19 protein-coding genes are annotated in these 22,259 nt (G+C 65.4%); 9 read left to right on the plus strand and 10 right to left on the minus strand.

Annotated features, from left to right (window positions below):
* Window positions 1-82: 82 nt before the first annotated feature.
* Complete coding sequence (locus tag ACE10W_RS40705) at window positions 83-205, minus strand: hypothetical protein (protein WP_256380414.1); 123 nt, start codon at window positions 203-205, stop codon at window positions 83-85.
* Between the two features lie 312 nt (window positions 206-517).
* Here ACE10W_RS40705 and ACE10W_RS40710 point away from each other — a divergent pair, with 312 nt between their 5' ends.
* The 4 genes from ACE10W_RS40710 to ACE10W_RS40725 all read left to right on the plus strand — a co-directional run bounded on the left by ACE10W_RS40710 (window position 518) and on the right by ACE10W_RS40725 (window position 3,266).
* On the plus strand, window positions 518-655 hold the full coding sequence (locus tag ACE10W_RS40710) for a hypothetical protein (RefSeq protein ID WP_156149861.1): 138 nt from the start codon (window positions 518-520) through the stop codon (window positions 653-655).
* Between the two features lie 133 nt (window positions 656-788).
* Window positions 789-1,913 carry a lactonase family protein gene (locus ACE10W_RS40715; protein ID WP_304549534.1) on the plus strand — a complete coding sequence of 375 codons (1,125 nt, stop codon included), beginning with the start codon at window positions 789-791 and terminating at the stop codon, window positions 1,911-1,913.
* Window positions 1,914-1,981: 68 nt separating this feature from the next.
* The gene (locus tag ACE10W_RS40720; RefSeq protein WP_165448133.1) at window positions 1,982-2,152 is read left to right on the plus strand and encodes a hypothetical protein; all 171 of its coding nucleotides are present in this window, start codon (window positions 1,982-1,984) and stop codon (window positions 2,150-2,152) included.
* Between the two features lie 223 nt (window positions 2,153-2,375).
* Complete coding sequence (locus ACE10W_RS40725; RefSeq protein WP_028175680.1) at window positions 2,376-3,266, plus strand: efflux RND transporter periplasmic adaptor subunit; 891 nt, start codon at window positions 2,376-2,378, stop codon at window positions 3,264-3,266.
* Between the two features lie 236 nt (window positions 3,267-3,502).
* On the opposite strand, the gene ACE10W_RS40730 is transcribed toward ACE10W_RS40725, so the two are convergent.
* On the minus strand, window positions 3,503-4,351 hold the full coding sequence (locus ACE10W_RS40730; RefSeq protein WP_011083202.1) for a caspase family protein: 849 nt from the start codon (window positions 4,349-4,351) through the stop codon (window positions 3,503-3,505).
* A gap of 422 nt (window positions 4,352-4,773) precedes the next feature.
* On the opposite strand from ACE10W_RS40730, the gene ACE10W_RS40735 reads away from it, so the two are divergent.
* The 3 genes from ACE10W_RS40735 (at window position 4,774) to ACE10W_RS40745 (ending at window position 8,664) form a co-directional block, all read left to right on the plus strand.
* Complete coding sequence (locus tag ACE10W_RS40735) at window positions 4,774-6,501, plus strand: hypothetical protein (RefSeq protein ID WP_304549540.1); 1,728 nt, start codon at window positions 4,774-4,776, stop codon at window positions 6,499-6,501.
* Between the two features lie 149 nt (window positions 6,502-6,650).
* Window positions 6,651-7,373 carry a thermonuclease family protein gene (locus ACE10W_RS40740; protein WP_011083204.1) on the plus strand — a complete coding sequence of 241 codons (723 nt, stop codon included), beginning with the start codon at window positions 6,651-6,653 and terminating at the stop codon, window positions 7,371-7,373.
* A gap of 103 nt (window positions 7,374-7,476) precedes the next feature.
* Entirely contained in the window at window positions 7,477-8,664 is a 1,188-nt protein-coding gene (locus tag ACE10W_RS40745) for an alanine--glyoxylate aminotransferase family protein (protein WP_304549542.1), read from the plus strand.
* Window positions 8,665-8,932: 268 nt separating this feature from the next.
* Here the strand turns inward: ACE10W_RS40745 and ACE10W_RS40750 are convergent, their stop codons facing one another.
* Complete coding sequence (locus ACE10W_RS40750; RefSeq protein ID WP_304549544.1) at window positions 8,933-10,042, minus strand: hypothetical protein; 1,110 nt, start codon at window positions 10,040-10,042, stop codon at window positions 8,933-8,935.
* A complete protein-coding gene (locus ACE10W_RS40755; RefSeq protein ID WP_304549546.1) occupies window positions 10,042-11,478 on the minus strand; it encodes an MBOAT family protein in 1,437 nt (478 codons plus the stop codon). Before ACE10W_RS40755 ends, ACE10W_RS40750 begins: the two co-directional genes overlap by 1 nt.
* A gap of 336 nt (window positions 11,479-11,814) precedes the next feature.
* Between ACE10W_RS40755 and ACE10W_RS40760 the strand changes: the two genes are divergently transcribed.
* Window positions 11,815-13,920 (plus strand): S9 family peptidase, encoded by a 2,106-nt coding sequence (locus ACE10W_RS40760; protein WP_304549548.1) that lies wholly within the window; start codon window positions 11,815-11,817, stop codon window positions 13,918-13,920.
* A 46-nt stretch (window positions 13,921-13,966) separates the two neighbouring features.
* Here the strand turns inward: ACE10W_RS40760 and ACE10W_RS40765 are convergent, their stop codons facing one another.
* The 5 genes from ACE10W_RS40765 to ACE10W_RS40785 all read right to left on the minus strand — a co-directional run bounded on the left by ACE10W_RS40765 (window position 13,967) and on the right by ACE10W_RS40785 (window position 19,178).
* Complete coding sequence (locus ACE10W_RS40765; RefSeq protein ID WP_011083209.1) at window positions 13,967-14,686, minus strand: ribonuclease activity regulator RraA; 720 nt, start codon at window positions 14,684-14,686, stop codon at window positions 13,967-13,969.
* Between the two features lie 99 nt (window positions 14,687-14,785).
* Entirely contained in the window at window positions 14,786-16,525 is a 1,740-nt protein-coding gene (gene araD / locus ACE10W_RS40770) for an L-arabinonate dehydratase (RefSeq protein ID WP_304549549.1), read from the minus strand.
* Window positions 16,522-17,385, minus strand: coding sequence for an ABC transporter permease (locus tag ACE10W_RS40775; RefSeq protein ID WP_304549551.1), 864 nt, complete (start codon window positions 17,383-17,385; stop codon window positions 16,522-16,524). Before ACE10W_RS40775 ends, araD begins: the two co-directional genes overlap by 4 nt.
* 12 nt (window positions 17,386-17,397) lie before the next feature.
* On the minus strand, window positions 17,398-18,159 hold the full coding sequence (locus tag ACE10W_RS40780) for an ABC transporter ATP-binding protein (protein WP_161532693.1): 762 nt from the start codon (window positions 18,157-18,159) through the stop codon (window positions 17,398-17,400).
* On the minus strand, window positions 18,159-19,178 hold the full coding sequence (locus ACE10W_RS40785) for an ABC transporter substrate-binding protein (RefSeq protein ID WP_304549553.1): 1,020 nt from the start codon (window positions 19,176-19,178) through the stop codon (window positions 18,159-18,161). The genes ACE10W_RS40780 and ACE10W_RS40785 overlap by 1 nt, the downstream gene beginning before the upstream one ends.
* Window positions 19,179-19,272: 94 nt before the next feature.
* Here ACE10W_RS40785 and ACE10W_RS40790 point away from each other — a divergent pair, with 94 nt between their 5' ends.
* A complete protein-coding gene (locus ACE10W_RS40790) occupies window positions 19,273-19,983 on the plus strand; it encodes a GntR family transcriptional regulator (RefSeq protein WP_304549554.1) in 711 nt (236 codons plus the stop codon).
* Here the strand turns inward: ACE10W_RS40790 and ACE10W_RS40795 are convergent, their stop codons facing one another.
* Window positions 19,984-22,155, minus strand: coding sequence for a methyl-accepting chemotaxis protein (locus ACE10W_RS40795; RefSeq protein ID WP_304549556.1), 2,172 nt, complete (start codon window positions 22,153-22,155; stop codon window positions 19,984-19,986).
* Window positions 22,156-22,259 lie beyond the last annotated feature (104 nt).

Below are 22,259 nucleotides of genomic sequence, written 5' to 3' on the forward strand. Positions count from 1 at the left end.
TCCAAACCGGACCTCGGACCGCAGACGTCACCCTCGGGCGAAGCCGGCGATCGGGGAACAGCATCCCGGTCGGGACGAAAGTTCACATCAGCCGTTTGGCCGCGTGCACTTCGACGAACTCGGCGTCGGGATGCGTGACGATGGTGGCGAACATGATGCCGCTGATGATCAGCGACCAGGCGGTGTCCCAATAAATCCAAAACACGTGCCAGCCTCCGTTTTGGCGTCCTCCGCCCGCGAGATCAGGGGTAACGGCGGGAAGGGGGCTGCCGTTCCCTAGCGATCATGTGGCCCTGCGGCCTGAGATGGAGCAGAGGAAGCGCAGCGCTGTTCAAGTTTGTCGGAGAGACCTTGCGATCGGTTTAACCGGTGTGGCGCTTTGCCACGACATCCTCATCCCGCGGACCCTTTCATCCCCTTGGGCTGTGAACGAGTTCATAGAGGCGCGGCCGTTTGCAGTGCACGATGGTTCGCACGCGCCCCGGCGCATCGAACATTCGACCGACGGATTTTCGCCATGCGCAAACGACTCGTCGCCTGGACCATCCTGACCTCGGCATTGCTCGCGGTCGTCGTGTGGACCGTGCTCGGGCCGCCCGACCATCCCGCCGGCCCGAATCTGCACTTCCGCAACCTGACGGCCGCGGTGCGGTAGCCGCCTTCGGCGCGACGCAACCGATACCATTTCGGCATCGATCGATCTCATTTGGAATTTGGTGCGGCGAGGCGCCTGCCGCTATCCTCTGCGACAAAACGACAATGCCGCACTGGCCCCGAGGAGAACGCCCATGCCGAGACCGACACGCTGCGTCGCATCCAAAACGCCCCGCGCTGCGATCGCCACCACCCTCGCCTTCCTTGCCCTCATTTCGGGAGTTCGCGCCGGCATGGCCGAGACCTTTGCCTATGTCGGCAATGCCGACAGCAACGACATCAGCGTGTTCAAGCTGTCCGAAAGCGGCGAGATGACACCGGTGCAGACCGCCGCCTTCACGGGCGTCGAAAAGCCGGGCTCCTCGACGCCGCTCGCGATCACACCCGACCACGGCGTGCTGATTGCCGGCGTCCGCTCGCAGCCGTTCCAGGCGGTGAGTTTTGCGATCGACCCCAAGACGGGCCAGCTCAGCCATATCGGCAACGGGCCGCTCGCCGACAGCATGGCGAACATCGCAACCGACCGCGGCGGCAAGGTCCTGTTCAGCGCCTCCTATGGCGGCAACAAGGTCGCGCTGAATCCGCTTTCCGCGAACGGCGTCGTGGGCGAGCCGAAGCAGGTGATCCCGACCGGGCTGAACGCGCACGCCTTCCTGCCCTCGCCCGACAACCGCTTCGTGTTCGCGACCAATCTCGGCTCCGACCAGGTGCTGAGCTTCGCGTTCGACGCCACGACCGGTACGCTCACGCCGAGCGATCCGCCGAACTACAAGGTGCCGGAAAAATCGGGGCCGCGGCACTTCGTGTTCCATCCGAACGGCAAGTTCGTCTATCTCATCCACGAACTGAACGGCGATGTCGCTGCTTTCACCTATGAGGCCAAGAGCGGCGCATGGGACGAGATCCAGCGCACCACCGCACTGCCGGAGGGTTTTAATGGGAAACCCTGGGCCGCCGACATCCACATCACCCCGGACGGGCGCTTCCTCTACGCCTCCGAGCGCACGACCAATACGCTCACCGCCTACAAGGTCGATGCGGCCAGCGGCAAGCTGACCACGGTCGGCAGCGTGCCGACCGAGAAGCAGCCGCGCGGCTTCAACATCGATCCGTCCAGCCGCTACCTCGCCGCGGTCGGCGAGCTGTCCGACGGCATGACGGTCTATGCCATCGACCAGAGCAGCGGCGCGCTCAGCAAGCTGAAATCCTACCCCACCGGCAAGAAGCCGAACTGGGTGGAGTTCCTGAGCCTGCCGTGAGGGGCCGCGGCCGGCCTAAGTAATCATCCGTAATTTCAAAGTCCGGGGCTTTTCATCATATGACGGTCATGGACCGTCATATTGTCTTCAAGTGCCCCCAGACCGGCATGAACGTGCAGCATCGGCTTGGCGACGAGCCGGCCGATCGCACGCACGTGTCCGTACCCTGCCCGGCCTGCACGCGGCTGCATCTGATCGACCGTTCCTCCGGCAAGCTGCTCGGCGATCGCCGAAGCTGACCGGCAGCCAGGCAGAACCGTCGCACCCCATCTCGAACCACGAGCTGTGCGGCCGCCGCGCCCTGCCCGGCGGCGAGCGAACCTGTTCTCCAATCCCGCGACTAATCAAAGACTTGCCGCGGCAGCCCGGGCGGCGCGGCATCCCGCTTTGGGACAACGCTGCCGTAGTCCTTGCCGCTGCCATCTGCTATCGATTGGAGGCATAGCCCCCGTGGAATTTCCGATGCGCCATTTGCCCCGTGCCGCTGTTCGAGCCCTGTTTCCCGCAACCATCGCCGCAGTGCTCGTCTTCGGCCAATATCCGGCCGGAGCCGCCGATGACGACGCCCCCAAGGGGCCGGCCGTCACAGTGCTGAAGGTCGCAAAATCCTGCTTCTCCGACATCGTCGAGGCCACCGGCACAATCATCGCGCGCGAGGAGACCTCGGTGCGGCCCGAACGTCCAGGCCTGAAGGTAACGGAAGTGCTGGCGGAAGCCGGCGAGACCACCACCGCCGGCCAGGTGCTGGCGCGCCTCGCGCTGCCCGAAGGCGGCACGCTTCAGGTCACCGCGCCGGTCGCGGGTGTGATCGCCACCTCGACCGCGCAGATCGGCAACCTCGCCTCGGCCAAGGGCGAGGCACTGTTCACGATCGTGGCGCGCAGCGAATACGATCTCGTCGGCCTCGTGGCGACGACCGACATGCGCAAGCTCGCAGTCAACCAGCAGGCGACCGTGCGTATCGCCGGCGCCGGCGACATCGACGGCAAGGTGCGCCGCATCGGGCCGACCGTCGAGCCGAACATCCAGCAGGGCATGGTCTATATCGGCATCTCCTCGCAGAAGCGGCTGCTGCTGAATGCGAGCGGGCGCGCGCTGATCAAGACCGGGCAGAGCTGCAACGTCGCGGTGCCGCTGACCTCCGTGCAATATTCGTCCGCCGGCACCGTGGTGCAGGTGATCCGCCGCAACCGCGTCGAGACCAAGCGCGTCGAGATCGGCTTGATGTCGGGCGGCAATATCGAGGTCCGCGACGGCCTCAACGAAGGCGACGTCGTCGTCGCTCGCGCCGGCGCGCTGCTCCGCGAAGGCGATCCCGTGCGCCCGGTGATGGCCGCGGAAGCGGCGAAGTAGCAGCCACGATCGTCATTGCGAGGAGCTCTTGCGACGAAGCAATCCAGAGTCTTTCCGCGGAAAGATTCTGGATTGCTTCGCTGCGCTCGCAAGGACGGTGTAGGGGCAGATGTGCGCTACACACGCATATCGTAGGGTGGATTAGCCGAAGGCGTAATCCACCTCTTTGCTTTCCGCTCTGAGAGAGAAGTGGTGGATTACGCTTCGCTAATCCACCCTACAATCGCCGGGAAAAACTAACCGCCGGCTTCGCCGAAATGAACGTCTTCGAGCAGCGAGGAGGAGACGGTCGGGACCTGGTCGCCTTCGGAGGCGCGGGAGATGGCGACGCGGGTCTTGTTGAAGGCGCTTTCGGCGCTGCCCTGCGCAGCGAGGTTGCCGAGCAACTCGCTCACCAGCACGCTGTGCTCGCCCTTGCCGTCGTCGACGACCTTGCCGGGCGAAGCGGAGGAGAGGATCAGCGCATTGTCGGGCGCGCTGATCGGCGCGAGGCCGTGGCTGTAGGAGCGGAAGCGGCGCTCGTAGGGGTTACGGCGGGAGGCATCGACGACGACGAGCTTGGCCTTGGCGCCCTGCTCCTTCATCATGTCGAGCACGCCGTCGATGGAGACGCCCTGGCGGCGGACGTCGCTTTCCTTCCAGATCACGGCGTCGATCGGCAGCATGTAGCTCTGGCGGCCGGCCTGCACGCCGTAGCCGCCGAAGAACAGCATGACGACGGTGTCGCGCTTGATCCGGGACTTCAGGCGGTTGACGGCGCGGACCATGTCGTCCTTGGTCGCGTCTTCCACCATGTCGACGTCAAAGCCGTTCTTGCGCAGGGTCGAGGACAGCGCGCGGGCGTCGTTGATCGACTGCGTCAGCGGCGCGTTGGCGTCGGGATAATGTCCATTGCCGATGACGAGCGCGAGCCGGGAGGCCTGGCCGATCGACCCGGTGACCTGGTCGGTCGTAACAGCCTTGGCGGCATCGAGCGCGCGCATGTTGAGGGCAGCATGGGCGCCGATCACGAGCGAGACCGTGCCGATGAGGGCTGCGGCCACCGCAATCGTGCGTCGGGAAATGTCGAGCTGCCTTACATTCATCTCGCTTCATTCCTGTCAGTGCCAAAGACCGGCCACGCGCGCGCATACAGGTTGAGTAGCGCGATAGCGTCTTTAGGTTTGAGGGATTGGCCGGGGGAGTGCCCCCGAATTGCGCGCAATTTGCGGCGCCGCACCAAACAAACCTTTAACGGGATATAGGGTGTCCCGCAATAGATTGCCCAAAATTTGAGCTAAGTCGCTGAAGATGTTAGTTAATTACCTGACCTGGATTTCTCCGTTTTTGGTATTCCCGTAGCCTTCCAGGCTCTGATCATGCAGCCCTCGTGCCGACTTTTTCCGTGACTGCCATCACATTTGTTTTTCCTGCGAATCCGGGTAGCTTTTTCAAAGACTTGCAGGGGTGGTGCGCAGATGGGAGCGCACCGGCCGTCCCCGACCAAGGCCCCGCGACCAGGTATTTCATGAGCTTTCATTATTTTGCCGGCGCCGCCTGCCGGGCGCTGACGGCGCGGAAGGACGGCCCCTCGCTTTACGACGTCTGCGATCCCGTATTGTCAGGCCCCGCCAGCGGCGATCCGCATCTGGCCAAATTCTACAAGACCGCACTCGGCAATCCCGCGCTGCGGGTGCTGCTCCGGCGGGCCGGGCTGCCCGAGTTGCGCAACGAGGCCAAGCTCACCCGGCTGCGCGAGGCACTCACCCGCGCCCGCGACGAGGCCGAGCCGGACTGGGCGGCGGTCGGCCAGCCCGTCGCCGATCTCGTCGACAGCATCAGGCTCGACCATCCGAGGCCACCGCCGGCGCTGTTCGTCGGCGCCATGCCGCAGGCTTCACAGATCGACGGCGTGATCCGCGACTGCGCGCAGCATCTGCTCGGCTCGTACCGCAAGAACGGTTTCCTGCCGACCTATGCCGCCTTCAACCTGATCGGCGACCCTGATTTCCGGGGACGCGAGCTGACCATGGCGCTCACCGGGTTGAACGCGCGCGGCTACAAGAACTCCTCGCTGCTGTTCAATCTCGCCCGCGTCTTCATCGCGCGCTCGAAGGCAGCCGCCGTGGTCAATCCGCCCTGGACCGGCATCGCCGAGCCGATGTGGGAGCCGGTGCAGATCCGCCACCGCTCGGCCTATTACGATGCGTTCTTCATTGAAGCGCTGCTCAGCTTCGTTGAGACCGGGCTCGCTTCACCGGCCGACAAGACGGCGGCAGAGCGCGCCATCGCCGACATGGTCGATTTCTGCGTCAACATCAGCCGCGAGGAGGTCGAGGGCACCGACGGTGCGCGCTTCAATGTCATCACCGCGCTCGCGCCCGCGCCACATCCGCGCTTTTCCCGCTTCTTCGCCCAGATCAAGCAGGATCTCGGCTTCGGCGTCTATGTGCCGGACTGCGACACCACGGCCTGCTCGATCTCGGCGGCGACGCAGGCGGGCTGCACCGATCCGATCATCGACCAGCCGCTGCTGGATTTCTACAGCAGTTACCAGGTGCGCGCCGGCGTCAACGAGCCGCGCGTGACCGTGCCGCTCAATGACAATATCGACTACGAGGGCGGGGTCGCGACCTGGATCGACAATCTCAGGGGCGAACGGCCCTACGGCAACGATCTCGATCCGACGCTCAATCTCGACATTCTAGAGGTCAGCTTCCGCAACCTCGTGCGCTGGAAGATTCTGGAGACGCCGGCCCGGCTTGCGACCGTGCATCGCATCATCGGCTTCCAGAAGCGGCTCGCGGCCAGCGGCGCCTTCGCCAATCCGCGCTCGCACATCTATTACCTGCCGGAACTCTACAGCGCCTATTTCGGCCGCTGCTATGCCGCCTTCCTCGCGCTGCCGCTGGCGGCGCAGGCGGCGATCGATCCGGACGGCGACTTCGATTTCATCCGCCACCGCGTGCTCTCCTACGTCAAGGGCGAGCTGATGGCCGCCGAGATGAACGTGTTCGACGCCGCACTCGCCTTGATCGCGCTCGGCCATCTCGGCGCCGACCCGCGGGCCTTCGCGCCGGCGCTGAATGTCATCGTCGCGAGTCTGGGCGAAGGCGGCCGCCGCGGCCCGTTCCGCGCCTATGAATGGAACAAGATGAAGACACCGACGCGGATCCTGGTGGGCGGACCGGAGGTGACGTCGGCGTTCGTGCTGATGGCGCTGGCGGTGGCGAAGCGGGCGATGGCGCGGGGGTAACGTGTCTTCCCCCTCCAGGGGAGGGTAAGTGGCGTCCACGACAATGACGGGAAGTTGAAAGCTTAATCGTTAGGCAAGCGCTGGCCGGGCGGCCAAAAGCCGACCACAATTGCGCGGATTATCGAGATTTTCCTGAACACTGGACCGGCATGTTGCGAAAATTCCTGCTTGCGCTGTCTTTGCTCGCCCCGACGCTCGCCCAGGCCGCCGACATCACCGGCACCGCAAAGGTCCGCGACGGCGATTCCGTCGTGATCGGCAACACGAGGGTCCGGCTCGGCGGCATCGACGCGCCGTCGTCCGACCAGCTCTGCCTCAACACCCATACCGAGCGCTGGACCTGCGGGATCGCGGCACGCGACGAGCTCGCCAAATACACCGAGGGCAAGAACTGGGTCTGTCATGCCCGCGCGATCGACCGGCGCGGCCGCACCGTGGCGCGCTGCGAGGTCGGCGGCGAGGACATCCAGAAATGGCTGGTGCGCAGCGGCTGGGCGCTGTCCTACACCCGCGTTTCGCACGATTACGACGCCGACGAGGCTGCCGCGCGTGAGGCTAAGGCCGGCATGTGGCAGGGCGCCTTCATTGCGCCCTGGGACTGGCGCGTGCGCAACAAGAAGACGACGATATTGGGCGCCACCAAGCCGCCGGAGGGAGCGCATGCCGTGCTGCTCGCTTCGGCCTCGGGGCCGGTCGCGCCCTCGCCGGACTGCACCATCAAGGGCAACGTCAACACCGCCGGCGAGTGCATCTATCACCAGCCGACCAGCCGCTGGTACACCCAGATCAAGATGAAGATCAGCAAGGGCACCCGCTGGTTCTGCTCGGTGGAGGAGGCGGAAGCCGCCGGCTGCCGCGAGACCAAACGATAACCCAGCCCTGCATTTTGCGTGCTTTTCTTGGCTTCCAGCAGCGCGTAAAAGTACGACTCGAGCGACCCACCAGCCTGTCCTCCAGCAACAAGGACCAACAGCAATGACCGTTCGCGCGGGCCGGGAATTTCTGGCCATCCCCGGGCCCACCACGATGCCCGACGAGGTGCTGCGGGCGATGCATCGTCCGGCGATCGACATCTACTCCAAGGAGATGCTCGACCTGACGGAGAGCCTGCTCAGCGACATCTCGAAACTGTTTGCGACCAAGGGCAAGTCCTACATCTACATCGCCAACGGTCATGGCGCCTGGGAAGCCGCGCTGAGCAACGTGCTGTCGCGCGGTGACAAGGTGCTGGTGCTGGAGAGCGGCCGCTTCGCGATCGGCTGGGGCAATGCGGCAGCGCTGATGGGTGCCGAGGTCGAGGTGCTCAAGGGCGACTGGCGTCGCGCGGTGCGGCCGCACGAGGTCGAGGAGCGCCTGCGCCGCGACAAGGAGCACAGGATCAAGGCCGTCGTCGTTGTCCAGGTCGATACGGCCTCGGGCGTGCAGAACGACATCGAAGCGATCGGCAAGGCGATCAAGGCGAGCGGTCATCCCGCGCTGTATATGGTCGACACCGTCGCCTCGCTCGGCTGCATGCCGTTCGAGATGGACAAATGGGGCGTGGACGTCGCGATGTCCGGCTCGCAGAAGGGCCTGATGACGCCGCCCGGCCTCGGCTTCGTCTCCGCCAATGCGCGCGCGCTCGAGGTGCACAAGAAGGCGAACATGTCGACGCCCTATTGGAGCTGGAGCGAGCGCGAGGGCACCGAGAATTATCGCAAATATGCCGGCACCGCGCCGGTGCATCTGCTGTTCGCGCTGCGCAAGGCGATCGACCTGCTGCACGAGGAAGGGCTTGAAAACGCCTTCCGCCGCCACAGCCTGCTCGGCGAAGCCGCGCGCCGCGCGGTATCCGCCTGGACGGAAGGCCAGGTGCTCGGCTTCAACATCGCCGAAGCCAGCGAGCGCTCCAACACCGTGACCACGGTGACCATGAGCAACGGCCATGATCCCGCAGTGCTGCAACGCTATTGCAAGGACAAGTGCGGCGTGGTGCTCGGCACCGGCATCGGCGACCTCTCCGGACAAGCCTTCCGCATCGCCCATATGGGCCACATCAACGCGCCGATGCTGCTCGGCACGCTGGGGGTGGTCGAGATCGGCCTCAACGCGCTGAAGATCCCGCACGGCAAGGGCGGGCTGGAGGCGGCGGTCGCGTATCTCGGCGAAGAGGTGGCGGCGTAGGCGCAAGCCACCGCTGTCGTCCCGGCGAAGGCCGGGACCCATACCGCGTGATCTATCAGTGACGCACGGTGTGCGTACCACGAGAAGACTCTTTAACTACGAGTCTTCGCCAAATTCCTCCCTGGGGTTATGGGTCCCGGCCTTCGCCGGGACGACAGCGGGGTTTTTGGCTACTGCTGACCATCACAGCTGCAGTCTTGCAGCCCGGGTGAGCGAAGCGACACCCGGGATCTGCGCAAGGTCCCGCATATCGCTTCGCTCTTGCGGGCTACGGCTGCGGCACGCGATACGCCTCGACCTGCGCCTTCAGCTCCTCCAGCGACGCGAGCGGCGCCTTCGGATCGACCCGGTATTCCCCGCTCGCCAGCCATTTCAACACCATCGCGTCCACGGCCGGCGAATGGTGGATGACGTCGCCGTAATTGTTGAGGTCGTGGGTCACCGCCTTGATCGCGCGGAAATCGTGGAGGCGCACGTTGGCAAGCTGCGTCAGGCGCTGCGCGATGCGGGCCGTGAGATCGGTGACGATGGTCAGCGTCGCCGGTGAGGCATCGCGCATCGCGACGAATTGCAGGATCGAATAGGGCGGGAAGTAGACGTCGAAGGTCACGTCCGGATGGCGCGTGATCAGGCTGGCGGCGTCACGCTCGAAATGCCTGATCATGGCGTCACGCTCGTAGCCCTCGCCGAGAAAGCTGCTGCGCACCGGATCGGTGATATAGGCGAAGGCGGCGCGTGTCCTCTCGGCGTTGTAGGCGCGCGCGACGTCGAAATCCCGTGGCAGCGCGTAGATGTCGTCGACGTCGGACAGCGCGAACTTGACGGGGAGAAACGGCGCCGCACGGCTCAGCGGCTCCCTCAGCGACGGGACAGACCGCAGCAGCGCGAACAGGGATTCCTTCGCCATCGGCCCGCTGAACAGATATGCCGCGATCCCCTTGGCCGTCCTCCGATAAAGATCGACGGACAGATAGGGATCGGCCTCGATGCCGGCCGCATCGACAAAGCTGAAATCGTCCATCGCCCAGATCACGCGCCGGGCGCCGCGATCGATCGCCTGCTCCAGCACAAAGCCCTGCTGGCGCGAATTGGACCCGGTCATCGCCAGCTTGAGCGAACGGACGCCGAGCGCGCGGTCGATGTCGCTCTGGCGGAAATGGATCGCGAGCGAGGTGCCGATGAAGGCGGTGTCGAACGACTGGCTGCGGATCAGCCCGGCATTCTGCATGCGCGTGTCGTCGGAATAGAACGGCGCGACGAGGCGCGACGGGCGGAACAGTTGCAGGGGATCGACGGCAAAGGTGAGCGCCGCGGCGCCCAGCACGCACGCGACGCTCGCAAGGAGAAGGCGCCTCACGCTGGTGAACGATCCCCGCATCAGAACCGGAAGTAGATGAATTCGCTGTGGCTCTGGATGCCCAGAAGCCCGAATGCGAGCACGAGCGATGCACCATAGAGGAACAGCGGCCGCATGCGCCCTGCCCGCAAGCTTTCGCCGACCCTGCGATTGCCGTGATCGTAGCCCATGATTCCTTGCGTGTTCGGCGCCAGCCACACCAGCGCCGCATAGATCGCGACCTGCACCAGCGCCGCGATCTCCTCGCGGCCGAGGACGATGTTCAAGGGATCAGCCATGGCACTGACGATCCGCAACGCCCAATCGACCCGCTCGGCGCGGAAGAACACCCAGGCGACGACGACGGCGAGGAAGGTCAGCGCGGCACCAAGGATGCGGACCGGGCGCGCATGAAGCGACGGGATGGTCTGCACCAGCGCGCTGAAGGCGTGATTGACGCAGAGATAGGCGCCGTGCAGCGCGCCCCACACCACGAATGTCCAGGCCGCGCCGTGCCAGAGCCCGCCGAGCACCATCGTGATCAGCAAATTGACATAGCGCAGCACGTGGCCGCGGCGGTTGCCGCCGAGCGGGATGTAGAGATAGTCGCGCAGGAATTGCGACAACGTCATGTGCCAGCGGCGCCAGAACTCGACGATGCTCGCAGCCTTGTACGGCGAGTTGAAGTTGACGGGCAGGAAGATGCCGAACATCAGGGAAATCCCGATCGCCATGTCGGAATAGCCGGAGAAGTCGAAATAGAGCTGGAACGTGTAGGCGAGCGCACCACACCAGGCCTGGTCGAAGCTCGGCGAGCGCGCGTCGAAGGCGAGCGCGACCAGGGGCTGGATGCCGTCGGCAAGGCAGGTCTTCTTGAACAGGCCGATGGCGAAGATGATGATTCCGCACAGGATCAGATGCGCGTGCGGCTGCTTGGACTCCTCCCGCTCGAATTGCGGGATCATGTCCTTGTGGTGGAGGATAGGCCCCGCGATCAGATGCGGGAAATAGGTCACGAACAGCGCGTAATGCGGCAAGGCATAACGCGCGACCTGGCCGCGATAGGCATCGACCAGGAACGCGATCTGGGTGAACGTGTAGAAGGAGATGCCGACCGGCAGCAGGATGTGGACCGCGACATGCGTGCCGAGCAGCGCATTGAGATTGTCGGCGGCGAAGCCCGCATATTTGAAGATGCCGAGCACGAGGAGGTCGCCGGCGACACCAAGGGCAAGCGCCGCCCGGCGCTGCGTTGGCATGAGCTCCGCCGCAATCAGGAGATAGCCGACACCGTAGTTGAAGGCGATCGACGCCAGCAGTAGCGCGACAAACTGCCAATTGCCGATGGCATAGAAGGCGAGCGAGGCGACCGCCAGCCAGATCACCGGGGTCAGATTTCCGCGCCGCCCGAGCCAGAAGTACCCGGCCAGCACAGCCGGCAGGAACAGCAGGATGAACGGGTAGGAATTGAACAGCATCAGGCTGGACCGGCGGCGGGGTACGCCCCTAAAGCATACACGGGGGCGATCAACAACCCGGCGACTTGGCGCAGTCCTTTGTCCGGTCCTTGGCGCAGCGACGCTGGCAATCCGCGGAATCGGGACGATATAAGGTGGGACACGCTGTGCTAATTCCCCCTCTCCCCGTTCTTACGGGGAGAGGGTCGGGGTGAGGGGCCTCTCTCCACACGCGAGATGGTCGAGAGACCTGTACCCCCTCACCCGGATTGCATCTCCGATGCAATCCGACCTCTCCCCGCAGGCGGGGAGAGGTAAGGAAGAGGCGCCATACGGACGTGAGATGATGAGGATCGAGTGACCCAGATCAAGACACCTTCCCAGCCCCCCGTCGCCCCGCGCCGGCCGCACAGCTTTACCCGGCACGGCATCACCGTGACCGACGACTATGCCTGGCTGAAGGACGAGAAATGGCAGGAGGTGCTGCGCGACCCCGGGGTGATCAACCCCGACATCCGCAAATATCTGGATGAAGAGAACGTCTACACCGAGAGCCTGCTCGGCCATACCGCGGCGCTGCAGAAGACGCTGGTGCGCGAGATGCGCGGGCGGATCAAGGAGGACGATTCCAGCGTGCCGTCGCCGGACGGCCAGTTCGCCTATTTCCGCAGGTTTCGCGAGGGCGGGCAGCACGAGCTGTTCGGCCGCATGCCGCGCGAGGGCGGCGACGGCCATATCGTGCTCGACGGCGATGCGCTCGCCAAGGACCACAAATATTTCAAGTTCGGCGGCAGCCGGCATTCGCCCGATCACAAGCTGCAGGCCTGGAGCGCCGACACCAAAGGCTCCGAATTTTTTTCGATCCGCGTGCGCGACTGGGCGACGGGGAAGGACTTTGACGACCTCGTCGAGGAGACCGACGGCGGCATCGTCTGGAGCAAGGACGCGAAAAGCTTCTTCTATGTGAAGCTCGACGACAATCACCGGCCGATGCAGGTGTGGCGGCACCGGCTGGGGACGAAACAGGCCGACGACACGCTCGTCTATGAGGAGCAGGATTCCGGCTGGTTCACCCATCTGCACGAGAGCACCAGCGGCCGCTTCTGCGTGATCGCGGGCGGCGATCACGAGACCTCCGAGCAGCGGCTGATCGATCTCGAAAGCCCTGATACGCCGCCGCGGCTGGTCGCGGCGCGTGAGGAAGGCGTGCAATATTCGCTGGCCGATCGCGGCGATCAGCTCTTCATCCTCACCAATGCCGATGACGCCATCGACTTCAAGATCGTCACCGCACCGCTTGGCTCGCCCGAACGGAAGAACTGGCGCGATCTGATCCCGTATCGTCCGGGGATCTACATCATCGACCTCGATCTCTATGCCGGCCATCTGGTGCGGCTGGAGCGCGCCAATGCGCTGCCGGCGATCGTGATCCGCGATCTCGCATCGAACGAGGAGCATGCCATCGCCTTCGACGAGGCCGCCTATTCGCTCGATACGATGGGCTCCTACGAATTCGAGACGACGAATTTGCGCTTCGCCTATTCGTCGATGACGACGCCGTCGGAGGTCTATGATTACGACATGGCCAAGCGCACGCGGACCTTGCGCAAGCGCCAGGAGATCCCGTCCGGCCACAATGCGAGCGACTACGTCACCACGCGCATCATGGCGAAGGCGCAGGACGGCGCCGAGGTGCCGGTCTCGATCCTCCATCGCCATGGGCTGAAGCTCGACGGATCGGCACCGCTCCTGCTCTACGGCTACGGCTCCTATGGCATGGCGATGCCGGCCTCGTTCAACGCCAACCGCCTGTCGCTGGTCGATCGCGGCTTCGTCTATGCCATCGCCCACATCCGCGGCGGTGCCGACAAGGGCTGGGGCTGGTATCTCGACGGCAAGCGCGAGAAGAAGACGAATTCGTTCGACGATTTCGCCGCCAGCGCCCGCGCGCTGATCGACGCAAAATACACCAGCGCAAGGCGCATCGTCGGCCATGGCGGCTCGGCCGGCGGCATGCTGATGGGCGCGGTGGCCAACCGCGCCGGCGAGCTGTTCGCCGGCATCGTCGCCGAAGTGCCGTTCGTCGACGTGCTCAACACCATGCTCGACGACACGCTGCCGCTGACGCCGCCGGAATGGCCGGAATGGGGCAACCCGATCGAGAGCGAGAAGGATTTTCGCACCATCCTGTCCTACTCGCCCTACGACAATGTCGCGGCCAAGGCCTATCCGGCCATCCTGGCGATGGGCGGATTGACCGATCCGCGCGTCACCTATTGGGAGCCCGCCAAATGGATCGCGCGCCTGCGCGCCACCATGCGCGGCGGCGGCCCGGTGCTGCTGCGCACCAACATGGGCGCCGGCCACGGCGGGGCCTCGGGACGATTTGATCGTCTGGACGAGGTGGCGATCGTCTATGCGTTCGCGCTGTGGGCGGCGGGACTGGCGGAGGCCGGGGTGTAGCCCCGTCGTCGTCCTGGCTTTCGCCAGGACGACGACGGAGTGTAAACTACCTGCCGTTCTTCTTCCGCCATTCCGCGAAGTCGGTGAGCGTCTGCGGATCGGTGGCAGGATAGAGACCGAAGATGCCGCGCCCCTTGCCGACTTCCTCGGTGACGAAGTCCTCGAACGCCGTCATCTCGAACGTCTCGTTGGCGATATCGTCGGCAAGATGCGCGGGGATCACGATGACGCCGTCGGCATCGCCCAAAATGACGTCGCCGGGAAACACCGGCGCATCGCCGCAGCCGATCGGCACGTTGATCTCGATCGCCTGATGCAGCGTGAGGTTCGTCGGCGCCGAGGGGCGATGGTGATAGGCGGGGATGCCGAGCTTGGCGATCTCGGCAGAGTCGCGGAAACCGCCGTCCGTGACGACACCGGCGACGCCGCGCTTCATCAGCCGCGTCACCAGGATCGCACCGGCGGAAGCCGCGCGCGCATCCTTGCGGCTGTCCATCACCAGCACGCTGCCTGCCGGGCAGTCCTCGACCGCCTTGCGCTGCGGATGCGAGCGATCCTTGAAGACGTCGATGGTGTTGAGGTCCTCGCGCGCCGGCATGTAGCGCAGCGTGAAGGCCTCGCCGACCATTGTCGGCTGATCAGGGCCGAGCGGGTGCACATCCTGGATCATCTGGATGCGCAGGCCGCGCTTGAACAAGGCGGTGGCGACGGTGGCGGTGGAGACGGATTTGAGCTTGTTGCGGGTGGCTTCGCTGAGTTTTGTCATTGGCGCTTTCTTTCTCGTTCGTCATTCCGGGGCGCGCCACTTGGCGCGAACCCGGAATCTCGAGGTTCCGGGTTCGCTTCGCGCCCCGGAACGACGGTGTTAGTAGATCGACGGCTCGCCGATCGGCGCGCCGAAATCGGTCTCGAGGAAGTCGAAGTCGCAGCCGTCATTGGCCTGCTTGATGTGCTTGGTGAACATCCAGCCATAGCCGCGCTCGAAGCGGCGCTCGGGCTGCTTCCAATCGGCGCGGCGCTTGTCGAGCTCGGCTTCGCTCACATCGAGATTGATGGTCCGCGCGGCGACGTCGAGGGTGATGCGGTCGCCGTTCTGCACCAGGGCCAGCGGGCCGCCGATGTAGGACTCCGGTGAAACGTGCAGGATGCAGGCGCCGTAGCTGGTGCCGCTCATGCGCGCGTCCGAGATGCGCACCATGTCGCGCACGCCCTGCTTCACGAGCTTGGTCGGGATCGGCAACATGCCCCATTCCGGCATGCCAGGTCCGCCCTGCGGCCCCGCATTGCGCAGGATCAGGATGTGGTCCTCGGTGACGTCGAGATTGGGATCGTCGACCGCCTTCTTCATCGACTGATAATCGTCGAACACCAGCGCGGGTCCGGTGTGCTTGAGGAAGCGCGGCGCGCAGGCGGAGGGCTTGATGACGCAGCCGTCGGGCGCGAGGTTGCCCTTGAGCACGGCGAGCGCGCCTTCCTTGTAGATGGGATTGTCGACCGAGCGGATCACGTCGTCATTGTGCACCTCGGCATGCGCGATGTTCTCAGCCACCGTCTGGCCGGTGACGGTGATGCAGTCGAGATGCAGATGCGGCTTGATCTGGCCCATCAGCGCCGGCAGGCCGCCGGCATAGAAGAAGTCCTCCATCAGATAGGCATCGCCGCTCGGCCGCACGTTGGCGATGACAGGCACCTTGCGGCTCGCGATCTCGAAATCGTCGAGACCGATGTCCTGGCCGGCACGGCGGGCCTGTGCGATCAGATGGATGATCGCGTTGGTGGAGCACCCCATCGCCATCGCGACCGCGATCGCGTTCTCGAACGCCTTGCGGGTCTGGATCACCTTCGGCGTCAGATCCTCCCACACCATCTCGACGATGCGGCGGCCACATTCACTGGCCATGCGGATGTGGTTGGCGTCCGCCGCCGGAATCGAGGAGGCGCCCGGCAGCGTCATGCCGATGGCCTCGGCGATCGCGGTCATGGTCGACGCCGTGCCCATGGTCATGCAGGTGCCGTAGCTGCGGGCGATGCCGGCCTCGATGTCGAGCCAATCCTTGTCGGAGATCTTTCCGGCGCGGCGCTCGTCCCAGTATTTCCAGCCGTCCGAGCCGGAGCCCAGCGTCTTGCCCTTCCAGTTGCCGCGCAGCATGGGACCTGCCGGCAGATAGATCGCCGGGATGTTCATCGAGGTCGCGCCCAGCAGCAGCGCGGGCGTGGTCTTGTCGCAGCCGCCCATCAGCACCACGCCGTCGACGGGATGGCTGCGCAGCAGCTCCTCGGCGTCCATGGCGAGCAGATTGCGGTAGAGCATGGTGGTCGGCTTGAGCAGCGATTCCGACAGCGACAGCGCCGGCAGCTCGAGCGGCAGGCCGCCGGCCATCAGGATGCCGCGCTTGACGTCGTCGACGCGCGACTTGAAGTGCATGTGACAGGGCTGCGCGTCCGACCAGGTGTTGAGGATCGCGATGATCGGACGGTCCTTCCACTCCTCGGGGGCGTAGCCCATCTGCATGGTGCGGGAGCGGTGGCCGAACGAGCGGAGATCGTCGGGCGCGAACCAGCGCGCGCTGCGGAGCTGGTCGGGTGTTTTCTTCTTCTTGGTCATGATTGAGTGCCCCATTTCTGGACCGTGTTCCGCTCGATGGCGCGGAAGATCAGGTTCTCGACAAAGAGCCCGATGATAATCACCGTCAAGAGGCCTGCGAAGACGGCGGGTATGTCGAGGAGGTTGCGGTTCTCGAAGATGAACCAGCCGAGCCCGCCTTGGCCCGAGGACACGCCGAACACCAGCTCGGCCGCGATCAGCGTGCGCCAGGCGAAGGCCCAGCCGATCTTGAGGCCGGTGAGGATCGAGCCGAAGGCGGCGGGGATCAGGATTTTCGCGACATAAGGCAGCCCGCGCAGGCCGTAATTGCGCCCGACCATGCGCAGCGTGTTGGACACACTCTTGAAACCGGAATGGGTGTTGAGCGCGACCGGCCACAGCACCGAATGGATCAGCACGAAGACGAGGCTGCCGTTGCCGAGCCCAAACCAGATCAGTGCCAGCGGCAACAGCGCGATCGCCGGCAGCGGATTGAACATCGCCGTGACGGTCTCGAGGAAATCGGTGCCGATGCGGGTCGAGATCGCAAGCACCGTGAAGATGGCGGCGAGCGCGATGCCGGCCGAATAGCCCATGAACAGGACCTTCAGCGAGGCCCAAGCCCGCATTGGAATCGTGCCGTCCTTCACGCGCTCGAACATCGTGACGATGGTGTCGTGCAGCGTCGGAAACAGCAGGGGATTGTCGAGGGCGGCGCCGTAGGCCTCCCAGACCGCCGCCAGGAACAGGATGATGACGGTCTTGCGGACAAAACCGTCGTTCCACAACAGCTCGGCCACGCTCAGCTTGCGCTCGACCTCGGCAGCGCCGCTGGCAGCAGCGACCGACGCGTCACGCAGCAATATTCTCGCTTCGCCCATGTCGAGGCTCCCTCAATGCGCGGTGGCTTCGGCGGCGAACAGGAGATCGTGGATCTCCTTCTCCAGCCGGCCGGCGCTGCCGTCCGCACTCGAGACCTTGTCGACATCGACCACCTCGGCCTTGACGCGGCCAGGATGCGGCGACAGCAGGAGGATGCGGTTGCCGATGCGGATCGCCTCCGCGATCGAATGGGTCACGAACAGCACGGTGAATTTGGTCTCGCTCCAGAGCTGGAGCAGCTCGTCCTGGCAGGTCCGGCGCGTCAGCGCGTCCAGCGCCGCGAACGGCTCGTCCATCAGCAGGATATCAGGCTCCATCGCCATGCCGCGCGCGATCGCGACGCGCTGCTTCATGCCGCCGGACAGCGTGTGCGGATAGGCATCGACCACGCGGGTGAGGCCGACCTTCTCGATGTAGGCCCGCGCGCGGGCCTCGGCGTCCTTGCGCGGCAGCTTTCGCGCCGTGAGCAGCGGAAACATCACGTTGGCGAGCACGGTCTTCCAGGGCAGCAGCTGGTCGAACTCCTGGAAGATCATCATGCGGTCGGCGCCCGGGCCGTGGATCTCGCGACCGTTGATACTCATGCGGCCTTCGCTCGGGCTCATGTAGCCGCCGACGGCCTTGAGCAGGGTCGACTTGCCGCAGCCGGACGGTCCGAGCAGCACGAAGCGGTCGGACCTGTCGACGGTGAAGCTCACCCTCTCGGTGGCGGTGACGACGGCGCTGGAGGTCTTATAGCGCAGCGTCACTCCGTTGACGTCGAGCAGCGCCATCAGTTGCCCTTCAGGTCGTGCACGACGGGGAGATAGTAGTCGGTCCAGGCCTTGGGCTGATTCTTCAGCGTGCCGGTCTTGAAGAGATGGGCGGCGAATTTCATCGTGCCCTGCGGCTCGAGATTCCACTCCATCATGCCGGGTTCCTTGAGGAGATCGAGCAGTTCCTCCACCGAGGTCTTGTCGCCGGTGATCTCCTTGTAGATCTCGACGGCCTGCCTGGTGTCGCTGCGGATCAGATCCTGCGCTTCCTTGGTGGCGTCGCGCACCGCCTGGATGATCTTGGGATTGGCGTCGGCGAATTTGGTCGTGGTGAAGAACTGGGCCTGGCTGAGCGGCCCACCCATCACGTCGGGCGACGACAGCACGACATGCGCACCGGGCACGTTCTTCAGCTCCAGGAACGTGAACGGCGGGATCGAGAAGTGGGTGTGCACCTCGTGCTTGGAATTGGCGAGCGCCGCATAGGCGTCGGGATGGCCGAGCTGCACGGTGTTGGCGTCGAGCTTGGACCATTGATCGGCGCCGAAGGCCTCGGCCGCCGCGATCTGAAGCACGATCGCCTGGGTCGAGACTTTCACCGTCGGCACCGCGATCTTGTCGCTGGGGCCGAAATCCCTGATCGACTTGATGTTGGCATCGCGGCTGATCAGCGTCATCGGCTGCGCCGAGGTTGCGACGATGCCCTTCACGCCGCCGCGGGTGCGGTCCCACAGCAGCAGCAGATTGCCGGTGCCGGTGTTGAGGATGTCGACGCCGCCTGCGAGCAGCGCATCGGTCTGCGCGCCGCCGCCGGAGAAGGTGACCCATTTGGTCGTGACGCCTGATACCCCGAGCGAAGCGGCATGCTTCTCGATCAGCTTCTGCTTCTCCATGATGTGGCTCGGCATGTAGAAAATGCCGGGCTGGCGCGACAGCGAGACCTCGGACTTCTGCTGCGCCTGCGCCGCGGACACCGGGAGGGCGGTTGCGGCGATCAGGGCGGCAGCCGCAAGCTTGCTACGAAGATGCTTCATCATTGTTGTGTGTTTCCTCCGGCCAGCGTCGAGCTGCGTTGACCCTGCTGATGCACTAATATATTAGTGCATCAAAGGCAAGCCCGCGGGACCCGACATGGAAGCAACCCATACCGCGCCGCGCGCGGCACGACCCGCCCGGCTCGACCGCGCCCGCCAGGCCGCACCGCAGGTGTTCGAACGGTTGCGCAATGCGATCATCGCGCTGGAGCTGCCGCCGGGCGCGCCGCTGTCCCGCGCCGAGCTCGCCGGCCAGTTCGGCGTCAGCTCGACGCCGGTGCGCGATGCCTTGATGCGGCTCGAGGAAGAGGGCCTGGTCGACGTCTTTCCGCAGCACGCGACCGTGGTCAGCCGGATCGACATCGGCCGCGCCCAGCAGGCGCATTTCCTGCGTCAGGCGCTGGAGCTCGAGATCGTCCGCCTGCTTGCGGAGACGCATGACGACGCCCTGATCATCCGCCTCGACCACGCCATCGCACTCCAGCAGCAATTCGCGAAGGCCGGCGAGTTCGAGGCGTTCATGGCCGCCGACAACGACTTCCACGCCCAGCTCTACGCCGCCGCCGGCAAGCAGGAGCTGTGGGCACTGGTGCGCAGCCGTAGCGGACATATCGACCGGCTGCGCCGGCTGCACCTGCCCTCACCGGGCAAGGCCCAGAACATCGTGCGCCACCACAGGCTTATCACCCGCGCGATCGAGGCCGGGGACGCCGACGCCGCGCAACAGCATCTGCGCAAGCATCTGTCGGGCACGCTGAGCGAGCTCGACAAGATCCGGAGCCACCACCCGGAGTACCTGACGGACTAGTCAGGCGGCGGTGCGCCGCTCCGGCCCGCGATAATCGGCATCGTCGCTGTTGCGGCGGTCCATCGGACCAGTGCGCAGCCTGACGAAGAAGGCCTGGACCTCGGTGGCGAGACGTTCGGCCGCTCCCGAAACGTGGTTCGCGGCGCCCATCACGTCGTCGGCCGAGCGGTTGGTTTCCGCGATGGCGCCGGAGACGGTCCCGATGCTGGTTGCGAGCGTCTGCGTGCCCGACGCCGCCATCTGGACGTTCTGCGAGATCTCCCGCGTCGCCGCGCCCTGCTCCTCCACGGCGCTGGCAATTGCCGCGGTCACCTCGTCGATCCGGCGCATGGCGGTTGCGACCTCCTTGACGGAGGCGACTGCGCTGCCGGTCGAGTTCTGGATCGCGGCAATGTGCTGGGCGATGTCCTGCGTCGCATTGCGGGTCTGGTCGGCCAGCGCCTTGACCTCGGAGGCCACCACCGCAAAGCCGCGGCCGGCTTCACCGGCGCGCGCGGCCTCGATGGTGGCGTTGAGCGCCAAAAGGTTGGTCTGGCCCGCGATCGCCTGGATCAAATCGACCACCGAGCTGATGCTCTGGGCGGCGTGCGCGAGGCCTTCGATCTCGGCCTCGGAGCGCGCGGTCACCTCGCCCGCCGACCGCACGGTCTTGTTCGACAGTTCGATCTGCCGGCCGATCTCGACGATGGAGCTCGCGAGCTGCTCGGCCGCCGCGGCGACGGTCTGGACGTTGACCGCGGTCTGTTCGGATGCGGTCGCTGCGGACGCGGCCCGGCTCGTCGCATGGTTGGCGATGCCGCCGAGGCTCTCTGCGGTCTGCCGCATGGTGCCGGCGTTCTCGCCGACCAGCGCGAGCAGGTCGCGCGAGGTCCCGCGAAATTCCTCGACCGCGTCCTCCATGTTGCGGTTGGCCGCTTCGCGCGCCTCCGCCTCGCGCGCGAGAGACGCCGCCGCCTGCTGCTGGGCGATCACGTTGTCGCGGAACTTGGCCACCGCCTGCGAGACCACTCCGATCTCGTCGCCGCGCCCGGCCGTCTTGAATTCGACACTGGTGTCGCCCCCGGACAGGCGCGCGGAATCGCCCACCAGCTCGACGATCGGACGGGTGATGGAGCGCGCAACCAGGATCGCAATCGTTGTCCCGAGCGCAAGCCCCGCGGCGAGCAGGATCCATTGCAGCAGCAGCAACCTCTCGACCGCGTCGGCCACGCTGCGGGCGTCCTCGGCGAGCTTCGACTGCTGGTCGCTCTTGAGTCCGCCGGAGCGCTTGCCATCGGTGTCCTTGCGACCGTCGAGCAGATCGAGGATGCGGGCCGCGCGCGGCGCGGCCTCGGTGGACAGGATGAAGACCGGCATGTTCCATTGCGGCGTCTGGCGGATCGCGAAGATCTTCTGCGGCAGCGGCGTGAAGGCCTCGTTCGCCCTGGCGATGGCCCGGTAAGCGGTCGCCTGCCTTTCGGTGAGCAGATCCGCCTGGGTGCCGACCGATGCGAGCGCGGCCCTGAAGGTCGCGAGCGGCTTTTCGAACTTGTCACGGTCGGCCGCCTCGCCCGAGGCGACGTAGAGCCGCAATTGCGATCCCGCCGCGGCGAGATTGCCGCGCACGTCGGCGAAGGTCTTGAGCAGGCGCTTGCGCTGGGGCGTCGCCTCCAGCGCGTCCTCCTCGTCGATCATCGAGGTGATCTCGGCGAACATGGTCGCGATCAGCGGCGCGGCCTCCTTGGCCAGGAGCTCGCTCGCCGGATAGGCCGACGGGGTGAAGGCGGCGAGCTCGGCCTTGTCCTGAGCCTGGCGGAACTCCGCGATCAGCGCCCTGGCTTCGCTCCAGTTGGCCTTGTTCTGCGGGTTGGAAAACCCCTCCGCCATGCGGTCGACCGCGGCGGCGGTGCGATCCAGGTCGGCCCAGACCGCCGCCCGGTCACGCTTGCCCTGCGCATCGCCGGTCAGCAGATAGCCGCGCAGCACCGAGAGCGTGGAGTAGAGATTGCCGACGAGCTCCGTGCTTGCGACCGCGACCGGCGCTCGCAGATCCACGACCGTCTTGATCCGCGACGAGATGTCCGAGACGGCGGCGACGGTGTAGATCACGGTCGCTGCGAGCAGAATGCAGATCAGCGCAAAGCCGCCGAGCAGCCGGGTCCGAATTCCGGTGTTCGCAATCGATTTGAACATGAGGGGTCTCGTGCTGATGGCCGGTTGGAAGGGCCGGCCTGGTCGGATGCCAGAATGCAAAATGAAATGCGCGAAATACTGATACGAGGACTATCGGAGATTGT

It is taken from the genome of Bradyrhizobium sp. B025 (assembly GCF_042257955.1).
GTDB lineage: Bacteria > Pseudomonadota > Alphaproteobacteria > Rhizobiales > Xanthobacteraceae > Bradyrhizobium > Bradyrhizobium diazoefficiens.

What these genes read in the sequence shown, in the direction of transcription:
- ACE10W_RS40710 (WP_156149861.1), top strand. Translation starts at nt 518, where the DNA reads ATGCGCAAACGACTCGTCGCCTGGACCATCCTGACCTCGGCATTGCTC.
- ACE10W_RS40725 (WP_028175680.1), top strand. Translation starts at nt 2,376, where the DNA reads ATGCGCCATTTGCCCCGTGCCGCTGTTCGAGCCCTGTTTCCCGCAACC.
- ACE10W_RS40720 (WP_165448133.1), top strand. Translation starts at nt 1,982, where the DNA reads ATGGACCGTCATATTGTCTTCAAGTGCCCCCAGACCGGCATGAACGTG.
- ACE10W_RS40750 (WP_304549544.1), bottom strand. Translation starts at nt 10,042, where the DNA reads ATGCGGGGATCGTTCACCAGCGTGAGGCGCCTTCTCCTTGCGAGCGTC.
- ACE10W_RS40755 (WP_304549546.1), bottom strand. Translation starts at nt 11,478, where the DNA reads ATGCTGTTCAATTCCTACCCGTTCATCCTGCTGTTCCTGCCGGCTGTG.
- ACE10W_RS40790 (WP_304549554.1), top strand. Translation starts at nt 19,273, where the DNA reads ATGGAAGCAACCCATACCGCGCCGCGCGCGGCACGACCCGCCCGGCTC.
- araD (WP_304549549.1), bottom strand. Translation starts at nt 16,525, where the DNA reads ATGACCAAGAAGAAGAAAACACCCGACCAGCTCCGCAGCGCGCGCTGG.
- ACE10W_RS40795 (WP_304549556.1), bottom strand. Translation starts at nt 22,155, where the DNA reads ATGTTCAAATCGATTGCGAACACCGGAATTCGGACCCGGCTGCTCGGC.
- ACE10W_RS40775 (WP_304549551.1), bottom strand. Translation starts at nt 17,385, where the DNA reads ATGGGCGAAGCGAGAATATTGCTGCGTGACGCGTCGGTCGCTGCTGCC.
- ACE10W_RS40785 (WP_304549553.1), bottom strand. Translation starts at nt 19,178, where the DNA reads ATGATGAAGCATCTTCGTAGCAAGCTTGCGGCTGCCGCCCTGATCGCC.
- ACE10W_RS40780 (WP_161532693.1), bottom strand. Translation starts at nt 18,159, where the DNA reads ATGGCGCTGCTCGACGTCAACGGAGTGACGCTGCGCTATAAGACCTCC.
- ACE10W_RS40735 (WP_304549540.1), top strand. Translation starts at nt 4,774, where the DNA reads ATGAGCTTTCATTATTTTGCCGGCGCCGCCTGCCGGGCGCTGACGGCG.
- ACE10W_RS40765 (WP_011083209.1), bottom strand. Translation starts at nt 14,686, where the DNA reads ATGACAAAACTCAGCGAAGCCACCCGCAACAAGCTCAAATCCGTCTCC.
- ACE10W_RS40740 (WP_011083204.1), top strand. Translation starts at nt 6,651, where the DNA reads ATGTTGCGAAAATTCCTGCTTGCGCTGTCTTTGCTCGCCCCGACGCTC.
- ACE10W_RS40745 (WP_304549542.1), top strand. Translation starts at nt 7,477, where the DNA reads ATGACCGTTCGCGCGGGCCGGGAATTTCTGGCCATCCCCGGGCCCACC.
- ACE10W_RS40730 (WP_011083202.1), bottom strand. Translation starts at nt 4,351, where the DNA reads ATGAATGTAAGGCAGCTCGACATTTCCCGACGCACGATTGCGGTGGCC.
- ACE10W_RS40715 (WP_304549534.1), top strand. Translation starts at nt 789, where the DNA reads ATGCCGAGACCGACACGCTGCGTCGCATCCAAAACGCCCCGCGCTGCG.